The 13,957-nt window shown below is 34.3% G+C and carries 12 protein-coding genes; 2 read left to right on the forward strand and 10 right to left on the reverse strand.

Annotated elements, in window-relative coordinates:
* Positions 1-28: 28 nt before the first annotated feature.
* Positions 29-3,121 (forward strand): amino acid adenylation domain-containing protein, encoded by a 3,093-nt coding sequence (locus tag OXQ85_RS07965; RefSeq protein ID WP_267403374.1) that lies wholly within the window; start codon positions 29-31, stop codon positions 3,119-3,121.
* Between the two features lie 125 nt (positions 3,122-3,246).
* Entirely contained in the window at positions 3,247-3,552 is a 306-nt protein-coding gene (locus OXQ85_RS07970; protein ID WP_267403377.1) for a hypothetical protein, read from the forward strand.
* 17 nt (positions 3,553-3,569) lie between these two features.
* On the opposite strand, the gene OXQ85_RS07975 is transcribed toward OXQ85_RS07970, so the two are convergent.
* From OXQ85_RS07975 to OXQ85_RS08020, 10 genes are all read right to left on the reverse strand, one after another.
* The gene (locus OXQ85_RS07975) at positions 3,570-4,046 is read right to left on the reverse strand and encodes a YdeI/OmpD-associated family protein (RefSeq protein WP_267403379.1); all 477 of its coding nucleotides are present in this window, start codon (positions 4,044-4,046) and stop codon (positions 3,570-3,572) included.
* 200 nt (positions 4,047-4,246) lie between these two features.
* Positions 4,247-4,498, reverse strand: coding sequence for a hypothetical protein (locus OXQ85_RS07980; protein WP_267403381.1), 252 nt, complete (start codon positions 4,496-4,498; stop codon positions 4,247-4,249).
* Position 4,499: 1 nt separating this feature from the next.
* Positions 4,500-5,129 carry a hypothetical protein gene (locus OXQ85_RS07985; RefSeq protein WP_267403382.1) on the reverse strand — a complete coding sequence of 210 codons (630 nt, stop codon included), beginning with the start codon at positions 5,127-5,129 and terminating at the stop codon, positions 4,500-4,502.
* A gap of 1 nt (position 5,130) precedes the next feature.
* Positions 5,131-5,748: a hypothetical protein gene (locus tag OXQ85_RS07990; protein WP_267403383.1), complete on the reverse strand. Its 618-nt coding sequence runs from the start codon at positions 5,746-5,748 to the stop codon at positions 5,131-5,133.
* A 1-nt stretch (position 5,749) separates the two neighbouring features.
* Positions 5,750-6,907: a hypothetical protein gene (locus OXQ85_RS07995; protein ID WP_267403385.1), complete on the reverse strand. Its 1,158-nt coding sequence runs from the start codon at positions 6,905-6,907 to the stop codon at positions 5,750-5,752.
* A gap of 32 nt (positions 6,908-6,939) precedes the next feature.
* Positions 6,940-7,548, reverse strand: coding sequence for a hypothetical protein (locus tag OXQ85_RS08000; RefSeq protein WP_267403387.1), 609 nt, complete (start codon positions 7,546-7,548; stop codon positions 6,940-6,942).
* A gap of 6 nt (positions 7,549-7,554) precedes the next feature.
* Positions 7,555-8,952, reverse strand: coding sequence for a hypothetical protein (locus tag OXQ85_RS08005; protein WP_267403389.1), 1,398 nt, complete (start codon positions 8,950-8,952; stop codon positions 7,555-7,557).
* A 2-nt stretch (positions 8,953-8,954) separates the two neighbouring features.
* Positions 8,955-10,904 (reverse strand): type VI secretion system tip protein VgrG, encoded by a 1,950-nt coding sequence (vgrG, locus tag OXQ85_RS08010; protein WP_267403391.1) that lies wholly within the window; start codon positions 10,902-10,904, stop codon positions 8,955-8,957.
* 31 nt (positions 10,905-10,935) lie between these two features.
* A complete protein-coding gene (locus OXQ85_RS08015; RefSeq protein ID WP_267403393.1) occupies positions 10,936-11,337 on the reverse strand; it encodes a hypothetical protein in 402 nt (133 codons plus the stop codon).
* A gap of 344 nt (positions 11,338-11,681) precedes the next feature.
* Entirely contained in the window at positions 11,682-13,874 is a 2,193-nt protein-coding gene (locus OXQ85_RS08020; RefSeq protein ID WP_267403395.1) for a S46 family peptidase, read from the reverse strand.
* Between the last annotated feature and the right edge of the window lie 83 nt (positions 13,875-13,957).

Raw genomic sequence — 13,957 nt, forward strand, 5'->3', positions numbered from 1 at the left:
ATTTTTAACAATCAAAATATTAATTAAAATGCCAAACACAACTTCATCAGAACTGTCATTTAGTTCTGCCATTTCGCTATCTCAGCAAGACAGAGAAAAACTATTACAAGAGTTTAATAATACTTCATGGAACTATCCTCATGAGAGTACAATAATTTCGCTTTTTTACGCACAGGTAGGTTTATATAAAACTAATGAAGCTGCCGTTTTTAAAGATCAGAAAATAACGTATCAGGAATTGGATGAAATGAGCAATCAGATTGCCAATGCCCTTATTGTGAAAGGGGTTCAGGAAGGTTCCTTTGTTCCGGTATGGCTCGATCGCTCGTTGGAGTGGATTGTTGCCATCGTTGGAATTTTGAAAACCGGAGCCGCCTATGTTCCGATAGATCCGGCTTATCCTGTAAAACGTGTAGAATTTATTCTTTCGGATACCCAAGCAGAACTTATTATTACGAACGAAAACTTAGGCCGACAATTATCGCCACTTACTCCGAAATTTTTTTTCAATACATTCGATGATGTAAAAGATTATTCAACGTTACGTCCGGAGCCGATTATTCATAATGATGCGTTGGCGTATACCATTTACACCTCAGGTTCTACGGGAAATCCGAAAGGGGTGATGGTCACCCATCATAGCATTCAGCATTTGGTGACTTGGCATAATGATTATTTTAAGGTAAATCATCAATCAAAATTAACCTTAATCGCAGGTTTAGCATTCGATATTTCCGTTTGGGAAGTTTGGTCTGCCCTTACTTCGGGAGCAACGCTTTTTATTGCAGACAGTGAAGAGCGCATTGAAGTAACTGCTTTAATCGATTTTTATCGTAAAAACAAAATTACTCATGGTTTTGTGCCCACTGTTTTGGCACCAGCTTTTGTGGAGGCAACCAGAAAATATGATGATCTTCCATTACAATATCTTTTCACGGCAGGAGAAAAATTAAAACCCGTTCTTACAGACGGATTAAGCTATGAATTAGTCGATTATTATGGCCCCACCGAATGCACGGTTTATTCCACTTTCAAAAAAATAAAAGATGTAAACGGTGAATATGTTTCTACCATAGGAAAACCTATTGCGAATGCGCAAGCTTATATTTTAGGTGAAAAAATGGAACTTTTGCCTATTGGTGCTACGGGAGAATTGTTTATTGGAGGTACTTTGCTGGCTAAAGGTTATCTGAATAATGATGAACTGACATCCGCGAAATTTGTTGTCAATCCTTTTAACGAGAATGAAAAAATTTACCGCACAGGAGATTTGGTACGATGGTCTGCCAACGGAGATATTGAATTCTTGGGAAGAATCGACAATCAGGTGAAAATTAGAGGTTTCAGAGTTGAATTGGGTGAAGTGGAACGTACGATTTCTCAATTAAATGAAGTGAAAGACGCTGCGGTAATCACCAAAGATTATTCGGGAAATAAATACTTGGTGGCTTTTGTTGTGTTAAAAGAAGGGGTAGAAAAAGACATTACCATCATAAGAAATCAATTAAAAGAAGAACTGCCAGGATATATGATTCCTGCACAAATTGTTTTCATTGAAAAAATTCCACTTACAGCGAACGGAAAAACAGACGTTCAGATGCTGAAAAATTTGGCAGATCAGCAAGCTAAAGAACTTGTTTCCCACGAACCTCCGACTAATGAAACCGAAAGAATTATCGCTGATATTTGGGCTGAAGAACTGGAACGGCCTGTTATTAATATTTCAGATAATTTTTTTGATATTGGCGGAAATTCATTGTATGTAGCCATTGTTGCCACTGCAATGCAGGAAAAGCTGGATGTAAAAGTTTATATGAGAGATATTTATCAATATCCTGTGCTTCAGCATTTATCTGATTTATTAATTGCCCGAGCAAAAGAAGAAAGAGAAGCACTTCCTGTAGAAGATATGGAACCGTATGTAGAACTTCAAAATGATGTTTATCTGAATCCGGGAACGGTTTTCGCCGGAGGTTTCGATCCTGAGCAGCTCGAAAATCCTAAAGTGATATTCTTAACGGGTGTTACAGGTTTTGTGGGAATTCATTTAGTTCAGGAGCTTTTAGATACTACCAGTGCAGATATTTACTGTTTGGTAAGAGCTCAGGATGAATTTCACGCATTAGAAAAAATTGAAAAATGCTACGTTCAATATAATATTTCTCAAAATCCTTCGCAAAAATCGAGAATCATTCCGGTGTTGGGAGATTTGTCATTGCCTTCTCTTGGATTTTCGAATGAACAGTTTAAAAATTTAGCCCAAACCATTGATCTCATTTATCATTCAGGAAGTTCTGTGAATTTTATTGAACCTTATTCTTATATGAAAGCTCCCAATGTGGAAGGATTACGTGAAATTATCCGTTTGGCAGGCGCTGAAAGAACAAAATGTTTAGCTCTGCTTTCCACGATTTCTGTTTATAGTTGGGGACATATTTTTACCGGTAAAAAGGTAATGCTGGAATCTGATGATATTGAACAAAATATTATTTCTGTGAGTAAAGATATTGGATATGTACGAAGTAAATATGTGATGGAAGCAATCGCTGATCTGGCGGCAAAAGAAGGATTACCGCTTATCACGTACCGTTTGGGCTATGCTATGTGCCACAGTAAAACGGGAGCCAGCGCGCCTTACCAATGGTGGTCTGGTTTGGTGAAAAACTGTATTGAGTTTAAATCTTATCCTGCTTTAACGGAGTTGAGAGAAGGTTTGATCACCGTAGATTATATGACGAAATCGATGGCACATATCACCAAAAATAAAGACGCTATCGGAAAGAAATTTAATTTAATTGCGAGTCCGGAAACGAATCTAACATTGGAAGAATTTTTTGCGTTGCTTAAGGAATATTATCCACATGAACTGCAGCCACTTTCGTACAAAGACTGGAGAAAACAATGGGAACACGACAGTAAAAACCGTTTGTATCCGCTGACGAGTTTGTTTAAAGATAATATGCATGAAGGATTGTCTACCGTTGAGCTTTATCAGCATACGTATGTCTGGGATTGCTCCAATGTTATTGAATTTTTGAAGGGTTCGGGAATTGAAGAACCTGTATTTGATAAAAACTTGCTGGATTCTTATTTGGAATATTTGGGTATTCCTATTTCTTAACAGATTTTTTATTGATGGGTTTCGGGGCAGCTTCGCTGCCCCGAAACTTTTTATTTTTAAATATTCCATTTTAATACGACGAGTTTTGTCGCATTAAAGAAAGATTTTTGTGAAAAACCAAAGTCTTGAATACAATCAATACCAATCAGCCCATTCAGATTCTCAGAAAAACATTTACTGCTCATGAAAGCTTTATCGTTAATATCGAGGAGTTTGACTTTAACAATACCCTAAAATCTCTAACGATCGAAAGCAGCACAGGATTATGGGCAGAATTTCTATGGCAAAGAAATGAGAGTTACGAATCTAAAGGATATTTTAAAGAGTCCCGAAATGATTTAGGTGCTACGATTGCGCATCACGACGGCATAATTGCTATTACAAACGGCGGCGTTCAGCAGGATCTTGAAGTAGATTTACGACTTTTATAAACAGCTATTTATTGTTTTTAAATTCCTTTTTTTCCATCCAAAATCATTTGGATCATTTTTGTTTTCCTATTTTCTCTGGTTTCAGGTTTTTTAGCTTCTTCAATCCAGCGGATATATTCTTTTCTGTGCGTGTAGCTCATTTTGTCGAATAGCGCTTTTGCTTCAGGATTTTCATTAAAAATAAATTGAATATCATCCGAAATTTCAACAATTCTTTCTTCTGTATCCTCAATAACGCTTACCGAAACCTCATCACCAAATGTTTTTCCCAATTGCTTTCTGACATCCTGCGTTAAGCCTAAAATATGACATTCTGATTTCATTTTGGCTAAACTTCCCCGATATTCAACCGTGTTATCAAATAACGCTTTAATTTTTACTTGCCCTTTCTTCCCAAATAATTCTTCTGTAGAAAAAGGAAATTCTACAAACGCAGCATTGATTTCTCCGTTTTGTTGGATGATGGCTTGGAAATTAACTGGTTGAGGTTTCATTTTTTTATAGTGTTTAAATTTAATATTTTTATAACTAACTAATAAACAATGATTTGTATTTTTTAGTACAAAATAACCTATTAAATATTATTGTAAGCCAACCCTCTAATCTTTCACCTGGTTGTATTTAATTTGTAGGATTTATTTTTTTAATATTTAAAAATTTCTCCACATGCTCATTAATACCTTATTAGTAAAACTTAAAAACTAAATACTCTAGCTGGAATAACTTTATTATACATTAATTGCTCTTCTTTTTGTTCTCTAGACATATTTTCTAATTTTAGGTCTGACATTCCTCTTGGAGAATAAAAATACCACTTCCAAGTAGGATAGCTTTTAATGAAAAAATATTTTTCGTCAAATTCATCATCTTCGTAGATTCCAGTGAATAATCTTACAAGAATTAAAGATGTTATTATTACACTAGAATATTTTAATATCTTTTTCATATTAATAACTATCGTAAGGAAATTCTTCTCTCTTAATTACCTTTCCCGTCTGCCCATCCAAAGTAAGCTTTACTTCTTTTTCCTGCTTATTGAAAGAAATGAGATAAGAGATTTTCCAGACTTTTTTGCCGTTGAGCTCACTTTTATACACACTGGTTTGATAGCCTTCGCTTTCATGATATCCTTTAGAAAGTTCAATATTATTCTTTTTACAATATTTTACAAGATCTTCGGGAGTAAAAGTGTAACCTTTGTCTGTATTTTCTTCTTTTATCAATTTTCCGGCTTCATCAAAGTGATACCAAATTCCAATCGGTGAACCTTCGTTAAAAGAAATACCTTTATCTTTTATATTTTTATTGTGATAATATTTTTTGATAAGTGTAAAGTATGTTTTTTGATAAAATACCCTATCAATAAATCCGTAGCTTTGATCTTGTAATTGTCTTACAATTGTACTCTCGTTATTATATGAAAGAAAAAATGTATCAAGTCTATTTTTCTGTTTTAGAATTTTAATATCAAATTTTTCAGAAGAACTATTGACTACAGGAATTGCAAAACTATCTTTTTCCTGAACCTGGCATTGTATAAATATACTTAACCAAATAAATATTAATATCTTTTTCATATTAATAACTATCGTAAGGAAACTCTTCTCTTTTAATCACCTTTCCTGTCTGTCCATCCAAAATAAGTTCTACTTCCTTTTCCTGTTTATTTAAAGAAATAAGATGAGAGATTTTCCAGACTTTTTTGCCGTTGAGGTCATTTTTATACACACTGGTGTGATAACCATCACCTTCATGATAACCTTTGGCAAGTTCAATGTTATTTTTTTTACAATATTTTACAAGATCTTCGGGAGTAAAAATGTAACCTTCGTCAGTATTTTCTTCTTTTATAAGATTTCCGGCTTCATCAAAGTGATACCAAATTCCAATTGCTGAACCCTTATTAAAGGAAATACCTTTTTTACTAATATTACCATTTTCATAAAAAAACTTATCTAATATAAAATAATCATCGTTTTTATATAACTCTTCTAAATAGCCGGGATTTTGTGAGTCTTTCCGAATAATAAAATTTTCTCCTTTAACAACATAACTTCCTCTAATTGATTCTTTTTTAAATTTTTCAATATCAAACTTCTCAAACTTATTATCTACTATTGGTATAATTTTATTTGTATTTTGCGTTTTACATTGAATAAATATACTTAACCACAGAAACATCAATATCTTTTTCATATTATTTTTGTATTGAATTATTTATTATTTTCCATTGCCAATAGTAAAGAGAATGACGCTTATTTTTAGATTCATATTCCGCATAATCCATAAGGTTATCAGTCATTTGATACATATAAGTGAATAATGCTTTAGAATCGGTATATTTATTGGTAAAGGTATGTCCTAGTCCCATTGAATGAAGAAACTCATGGACTGCCGTTTGATTATCTCTACTACCAAAAGCTATTACAAAGTCTGCATTTTCTGCAGAATATCCTCCCAAAGATTCTCCTCTACCTTTATGCCCTGTTTCAGCAAAATAGAAAGCTTTAAAGTGATTATTGTATTTATCTCCATACTGCAATTTTAATTTGGTTTTCAAATAGATCTCCAAATCTAATCCTCCGAACCGCTTTTCTTTATCAATTTCGTTATTTGTCACAAAATTGTAAAAATCTTTATCTGTTGATATGTCTAATTCTACTATATCAGATTGATCAGATAATTTTATATAAGCTTGTCTTAAATAATGATTAATATTTACTTTTTCATTATCTACAATGGGTTTATTTTTTTTACCATTTATTTCAGGCGTTTTTATCTCTATAAAAACCACATCCTTTTCTTTCTGTTTAGAAATATCATTAGCCCAAACACTTATATTTCCAGCTATGGCTTCCATGGTTTCTCCTTTAGCATTGTTTTTAAAAGCCTTTAGCTCTATCGCCTGGTCATTTTCAAATTCTTTTATACATTTTATGATAATGTTTTCTTCATCTAAAGCTACACTTTTTTTGCCCTTAATATCTATTCTGTTGGGAGTAAATGTAAAATAATCTGATGGAGAAAACTCTAAATAATCGGCCTCTTCCTTCATCTCAGCGATAAAGGTAATTTTCACCTCTTTATCTTTTAAAATGCTTAACCACGGAATGAAATATTCTTCGGCTTTTGCCTTTCCCGTTTTAGGATTTTTAGTAGTTTTCCATGGGATGGTATAAGGCTTATAAAGTGCTTTCAGTTCATTCAGCATTTTTTCATCCGGCTTGAACTGTCCGCTATGCATATTCAGATTATCCGGTTTTGAATTATCTACAATTTTAGTGAATTCGTAATCACTATACTGATAAGCGACAATTCTTGTGAAAAGTACATATATGAGCCAGTCCCATAGCATGTAAAAACTTATGAACAAATGTCTGAATAAGCTTAATTATTAATATAGGGGGTCTGTTTTTTACGAATAAGTTTTCCAGTTTTTCCATCCAGAATTATTTCCTCAATGAAATCTTCTCTCTCTACAGTAGTTGAATAAGAAATTGCCCACACTTTTTTACCGTCGAGTTCTCTTTTTTGAACGCTTGTTTGATAACCAGAATCTTGATATCCTTTTGGAAGCTTTATTTTATGAATTTCACAGTATTTGATCACATCTTCTGGTTTAAAGTCATACCCTTCATCTGTATTTTCTTCTTTGATTAATTTACCAGATTCGTCAAAATAATACCAAACTCCAATTTGGGAACCTTCATTAAAAAGAAGGCCTTTTTTTTCAATATTTCCATTATTATAAAAGAATTTGTAAACTTTAAAATAAGAACTTGCCTTATAACTTCTTTCTCTATACCCAGGTGATTGATCATCTTGAAGAATAATACCAGTATTACTTGTAATTAAATATGTTTTATCAGAAGAATTTTTATTAAATCTTGAAACATCAAATCTTTCAAACCATTTATCTGTCATAAGTGTAATTTTTTTTTGAGATTGACATTGTGTAAAAATATTTAGTAGTGATAAAATAATTAGCTTTTTCATATTGATTTATTTTATAGATTCATTAGCAATTTTCCACTGCCAATAGTAAAGAGAAGCGCGTTTATTTTTCTCTATATCGGGTACATAATCCATCAAATTATCTGTTCTTTCATAATCATAAGTAAATAATGCATTATGATCACTGTTTTTATTGGTAAATGTATGAGCCAATCCCAATGAATGTAAAAACTCATGAACAACAGTTTGGTTATCTTTGGTAGAAAATGCAACTACAAAATCTGAATTAGGTCTTGAGTATCCGTTGAGGTTAGATAATGCTCCTCCATATCCTTTTTCGGCAAAATAGAATGCTTTAAAATGGGATGTATATTTTTTAGGATAGCTCTCCTCCAGTTTCATTTTTAAATAATCATCCAAATCTCTGTAAAGGCTTTTTTTATTATAATCTATGCAGCCATTCGTTATAAAATTAAGAAAATCTTTATCTTTTGTTAAATCTAACAATACAATATCTGAATTCTCTGATAACTTTATATATGCTTGACCTAAGTATTGATCGATTACTTGTTTTTCATCATTTATATTTGGTGTATTTGTACCTGTACCTAGAATTATCTCAGGGGTTTTTATTTTAACAAACACCACATTTTTTTCCTTTTGCTTAGAAGCGTCATTTGCCCACACATTTATTTTTCCTACAATGGCCTCTGTATCTCCTTTTTCTGTTTTTTTGTGGGCTTTTAGCTCAATAGTCTGGTCATTTTCAAATTCTTTAATACATTTAATGGTAATATCAAAGTCGTTTAAAGAGAGTTTCTTTTTTCCTTTTAGGGCTATTTTGTTGGGTGTAAAAGTAAAATAATCAGACGGAGGAAATTCTATATAATCGGCTTCTTCTTTTATATCTGCAAAAAAAGTAATTTTAGCTTCCTTATCTTTCAAAATCGACATCCAAGGGATAAAATACTCTTCTGAAACCAATTTTCCTGATGCGTTTTTTGTTTGTTTCCAAGGGATGGTAAAAGGTTTGTACAGTTTTTTTAACTCTTGAAGCATTTCATTACTCGTCTTGAAATAGCCATTGTGCTTATTCACATTTTTAGAATCTGAATTATCCACAAGTTTGGTTAATTGGTAGTCTGAGTACTGATACGCTACCACATCTTTAAATGCGACATCATGAAAAAGCATGGTATCTCCCAATCTAAACCAGTCAAAACCAAACTCTCCTTTCCAGTCTTTATGCGGTCTGAACTGTACGATAATCTTAATGGGCTGTTCAGACATGGGCGGAAACTCCGGCTCCCCATAGCTAATCCCTTCTTTCGCATTAAAAATAATCTCTTTCCCTGACGTTATTTCATAGCCCTCTTTGGCGAAAATCTTGTAAGACCCGCCTATTTCTTCAATCAGATTACCTCCGATGTATGTAATTTTACTCATGATTAATGGTTTTTAGATTGTTCGGCAGAATTATGCTGAATTTCTTTCTGAGAATGAAACTCATGGTTTTGAGATGATTGAGTACTCCCTTTACCATTGATTGTCGTCTGCTTGTCTTTCTCTACCTTACTCTCCTTATTTCCAGTGATATATTCAACCATTTTGCCCATCACGTTGGTTATAAAATCTGTTCCTATGGTCATCATACTCATCATCCCAACTCCCACAGATTTGTTCATTCCTATTGTCTCTGAAGAGTTCATTCCCACATTCGTATTCATATTCTGTCCTACATTAATATTCATATTTTTTCCAGCCGTGAAAGTAATATCATTCGGTGCATTCACCTCAATATTTCCCTGTCCGTCCATCAAATACGTATTCCCGCTCGGGTCTTCAATAAAAACACTTCCTTCACCATCATTCAGGATAATTTTCGTTCCTGATCTTGTGTGAATTACCTTTTTATCGTTTCCGGAAGTATGATAAGAACTCGTTTCCTTTCCATTATAATGCGTGCCCACTACGAAAGGTTTTTCTGCGTTTTGAGATTCAAAACCAACCATCACTTCCTCTCCAATTTCAGGGATAAAATGAAAACCTTTTCCACTTCCCGAATGCGGCTGAATGAGCCTTATCCACGGCGATTTCTCACCCTTTCTTTCCTGCCACTGAAACTGCACCCTCACCCTTCCCATGCCCGAAGGATCGTTATTATCAACCACTCTGGCCGACTGCTCCTCCCCAAAAGGAACCGCGTCTGAATCCTGATACGGCGCGTTTTCCAGATCCGGAATGCCCACAAATTCATTATAATATTCATTGCCGTCGTGATAATGCTTAAGCTCAATGATGCGGTAGGTTTCCATCGGATTATCATTAATGTCGATCAGCTTCGCCAAACCTCCGATTTTCAATAAAGGATCCCTACTTTTCCCTTTAATCATAATTAAATTTTCACGGTTTTCGCGCTCTCTTCTCACCGAATCTTTCAGCTCTCTCGAGGTATTATTCGAAATTCCGGTATGATTGTAAAACATTTCGGATCTCTTTTTATAAACACTTTCCGAAGCATTGATCGCCACCGCCTGAAACGGATTTTCTTTATATTGATGTTGAACAGCATTCGACTGATAATCAATATTTTCACCCGCCTGAACATCATACGCAGAATAGCTGAAATGCTGTGGTTTGATATTCATTTGAAACTCAACTTCAATCAAATTTTTATTTTCCTCCAAATCCAACATATCCTGCACTTTATTGCCGAATAAAAGCTGCTGACCGTTGTAATAAAAATATTCACCAAACCTCGTTGCGAGCCTTTTAATAAACTGATAATCTGACTCTTTGTACTGAACCGTGTATGGAAGCGAATACTCCGTATTGGGATGATGCACCAAAATATGGGCTTCATCGGGATATTCCGAAACGATTTCCTTGATGATCTGCTCCAGCGATTTTCCTTCAAAGCTGCGGCATTTTTTTCCACTTTCCATCAGCACCGTCGGAGAATATCCGGTGATATAAAGCTCTCCGTAACCATTTTCTTTTCGGTTTCTAATATTCGCGATAATGCCCACAAAAACCTGACGGATATTGCCATACCGATGAATATTAATGGTGATGGTTTTGCCTAAAATATTCTTAGAATTTTCCATCACATAGCCTTTGAAACTATCCAAAGCATCGTCGGGAACGGTGATCGTGAAAGTATCGTGCTCGTTGGTAAACTGGTTCAGCTCAACGGAAAAGGAAGATTTTTCCAGAAAAGGCTTTCCATCCATGCTTAAGGTTGTATAGACAATCGGGTTGGTAGGATCATTGAGAAAATCCTGAAAACTCCGCATCGAAAAGTATTTTTTTAGATCATCGGGATGGTTCAGCCTTCCAAAATCGGAGTTATAATATTTTTCGCTGTCTTCTTCGTGATTGTTGTTGTTTTCTTCCATGTGTGTCGTTTTTTATGGGTTAGTTAAATAGTTACCATTTTAGTAAAAGTAATTCGTCTTTGATGAAATCATAAAACCGAGGTTGATGAGGAAGAAAGAAGCATGCTTCGAGTAATTCTCTAAGATCTTTTTCTTCCAACATCATAGCAATACTACCATCATCATAATTAATTGAATCTCCTACATACCGTAAGGGATAGCGCTTCCCGGTCAGTTGACAGGTAGAATTCTGCCCTTTATTGGTGATGATATTAGGACCATCACAAAAGATGAGGTGCCTACTCTGCATATAATAGGAGAAGTGTTTGTTGGCGAAATGATTATTAATAAAAATTTGCGCACCATTATACGCCTGAATATTAATTTCAGGACCTTCATATAATTTGTTCTTTCTATTGGGATTGTGCCATTGAAATTCTTTATCGTCAGTCATCGTAAGTGTTTTTAATAGGTAGTAAATAAGAAAGCTAAAGTCTGTATCGTCTAAGAACTGACAACTGAAATCAGACTAATTAATTGATTGAATGTCATTTGGTTTTATCATTTGGTTAATATCCCAAATATAGGAAATACATTAATTGAAAATTTGCTTTACGTAAAACTTTTCGACATACATTCGCTTTTAAGTGCTTATTAATGAAATAAATATTAATAAACTGAATTTTAAATTATTATTTTATTGTAAACGATAAAACTTATTGAAATTATTTTACAACAACATACAAAAAAACCGCGAAAGTAAACTTTCGCGGCTCTTGAAATATCAATAAAGATTTTTTATTTCTTTTTAGGCTCAGCTTTTGGAGCTTTAGATTTTGTATCAGCAGGAGTATTTTCATCTCTTACTAATTTCAACTCATCAACGATTCTTCTTGCACCTGCATATTTATCGATTGTCCAAAGAACAAAACGAATATCTACGTTGATCGTTTTTTGCCATTCCGGTTCGAAAACGATATCACCGCTTAATGCTTCGCTGTTTCCGTCGAATGCGATACCGATAAGGTTTCCGTCTCCATCGATTACCGGAGAACCAGAGTTACCTCCTGTAATATCGTTGTTTGAAAGAAAATTAACCGGCATATATCCTTTAGCATCAGCATACTGACCGAAATCTTTCATATTATAAAGATCAATTACTCTCTGAGGAAGATCAAACTCTTCATCACCTTTCTTGTATTTTCCAACAAGACCAGTCATATCTGTATAATAATTATCTGTAACTCCGAAGTAGTTTCTATCATTTCTGATTGGTAATTTATCTACAGTTCCGTACGTTAACCTCATCGTAGAGTTAGCATCCGGATAGAATTTTTTCTCAGGCATTGCTTTCATTAAACCAGCTAAGAAAAGACGGCTGTTTTTAGCAAAATTATCATCGATTTTTACAAATCTTTCGTTAGATCCTTTTTGATCGGCAACAATTCCGTTAGCGATTTTTAAAAGCGGATCAGCATCTAATTTTAAACGGTCTGGGTTTAAAATAAAGTTAGTAACCGAAGTTTTATTAGCGAAAATAGATGAGTAAGCTACGTTTGAAAGATTTTTAGCATCTAATCCCATAATTGTAGCAGAACCTACATCTTTAGCAACTTTAGACTGATAAAGACCAACCATAGAATTCATCATTTCACCTTCAAGGTTGGTATTGATGTTTTCATAAGCCGCTTTTACAGCTGCATCTACTTTTGGTTTCATAGCCAGTCTTCCAGCCATATCCTGCTCTGCATAAGATTTAAGAACCGAACCAACCTGTAATGCTAAAGAGAAATACTTAGAATTTCTCATCAATTGAGAATAATAGTTTCTTTCTACATTTCTGTCAGATGATTGCTTGTAATACGTTGCAATATCATCTAAAACCATCTCATACTGAGCAATATTTTCCGGTTGTACTGCCCAGGTTCTGAATTTGTCTTCAAGTTGCTGCTTATCCGTAATTGTTCCGTTTTTGATAACAGCATCAATAGTTCCCTGTCTGTTTTTCCAGTAGTTAGCCACTGAAGCGTATTGAGAAGCATAGTTCAATTGAGTTCCTTTGTCTTTATCCATGTACTTCTTCATTACATCCATTGCTAATTTAGAAGCCTGAACCCAAGCCGGATAATCTTTACCTACCATTTGCTGAATTCCATAAGAAGTCAAATAACGGTTTGTTCTTCCAGGATAACCCATGATCATAGAGAAATCACCAGGTTTAATTCCTTTTAAAGAAACAGGTAAGAAATGCTTAGGCTTTAATGGTTTGTTTGCAGGAGAATATTCAGCAGGATTTCCTGCAGCATCAGCATATACTCTGAAAACAGTGAAGTCAGCTGTATGTCTTGGCCACTCCCAGTTATCTGTATCGCCACCGAATTTTCCTAATGATGAAGGCGGTGCACCTACCAATCTGATATCTTTATAATCTTGGTAAACGAAATAATAGAATTCGTTTCCGTTGAAGAAATCTCTTACTACTACTGTATATTTTCCGTTTTCAGAATTTTCTGTCTGGATAGCTTTCGATTCAGCTTCAATAACAGCTTTTCTCTCGTCAGCAGACATCGTATTGTTTAGTTTAGAATTGATTCTCTGCGTAGCATCATCCATTCTTACTAAAAATCTTACATAAAGATCTTTTGCGTTGAATTCATCTTTTTGTTTCATTGCCCAGAAACCATTCTTCAAATAGTCTTTTTCAGGTGTAGAAGCCGCCGCCACAGCACCGTAACCACAGTGGTGATTGGTAAAGATCAATCCTTGGTCAGAAACGATCTCTCCCGTACAGAAACCACCGAAACTTACGATAGCATCTTTCATACTGGAGTTGTTTACGGAATAAATTTCCTCAGGCGTCAGGTGCAAACCTTCTTTTTGCATGTCGACACCGTTAAGTCTTTTGATGAGCATTAACAGCCACATCCCCTCATCCGCCCTCATCTGAGCGAAGCCCAATAGAAAAGTGAATAGTAGAAATAGTCTTTTCATTTTATAAAAAATTTTTGTGTCGCTAATTTACTAATTTTTACGATATTCTGTTTTCAAGTGGTACAAAAATGGAATACTGTGAC

It is taken from the genome of Chryseobacterium sp. GM_Chr_2 (assembly GCF_026540445.1).
Taxonomy (GTDB): domain Bacteria; phylum Bacteroidota; class Bacteroidia; order Flavobacteriales; family Weeksellaceae; genus Chryseobacterium.

Bases quoted from the DNA above. Each gene is read 5' to 3' on its own strand.
- OXQ85_RS08015 (WP_267403393.1), bottom strand. From the start codon at position 11,337: ATGACTGACGATAAAGAATTTCAATGGCACAATCCCAATAGAAAGAAC.
- OXQ85_RS07975 (WP_267403379.1), bottom strand. From the start codon at position 4,046: ATGAAACCTCAACCAGTTAATTTCCAAGCCATCATCCAACAAAACGGA.
- vgrG (WP_267403391.1), bottom strand. From the start codon at position 10,904: ATGGAAGAAAACAACAACAATCACGAAGAAGACAGCGAAAAATATTAT.
- OXQ85_RS07990 (WP_267403383.1), bottom strand. From the start codon at position 5,748: ATGAAAAAGATATTGATGTTTCTGTGGTTAAGTATATTTATTCAATGT.
- OXQ85_RS07995 (WP_267403385.1), bottom strand. From the start codon at position 6,907: ATGCTATGGGACTGGCTCATATATGTACTTTTCACAAGAATTGTCGCT.
- OXQ85_RS07980 (WP_267403381.1), bottom strand. From the start codon at position 4,498: ATGAAAAAGATATTAAAATATTCTAGTGTAATAATAACATCTTTAATT.
- OXQ85_RS08005 (WP_267403389.1), bottom strand. From the start codon at position 8,952: ATGAGTAAAATTACATACATCGGAGGTAATCTGATTGAAGAAATAGGC.
- OXQ85_RS08000 (WP_267403387.1), bottom strand. From the start codon at position 7,548: ATGAAAAAGCTAATTATTTTATCACTACTAAATATTTTTACACAATGT.
- OXQ85_RS08020 (WP_267403395.1), bottom strand. From the start codon at position 13,874: ATGAAAAGACTATTTCTACTATTCACTTTTCTATTGGGCTTCGCTCAG.
- OXQ85_RS07965 (WP_267403374.1), top strand. From the start codon at position 29: ATGCCAAACACAACTTCATCAGAACTGTCATTTAGTTCTGCCATTTCG.
- OXQ85_RS07985 (WP_267403382.1), bottom strand. From the start codon at position 5,129: ATGAAAAAGATATTAATATTTATTTGGTTAAGTATATTTATACAATGC.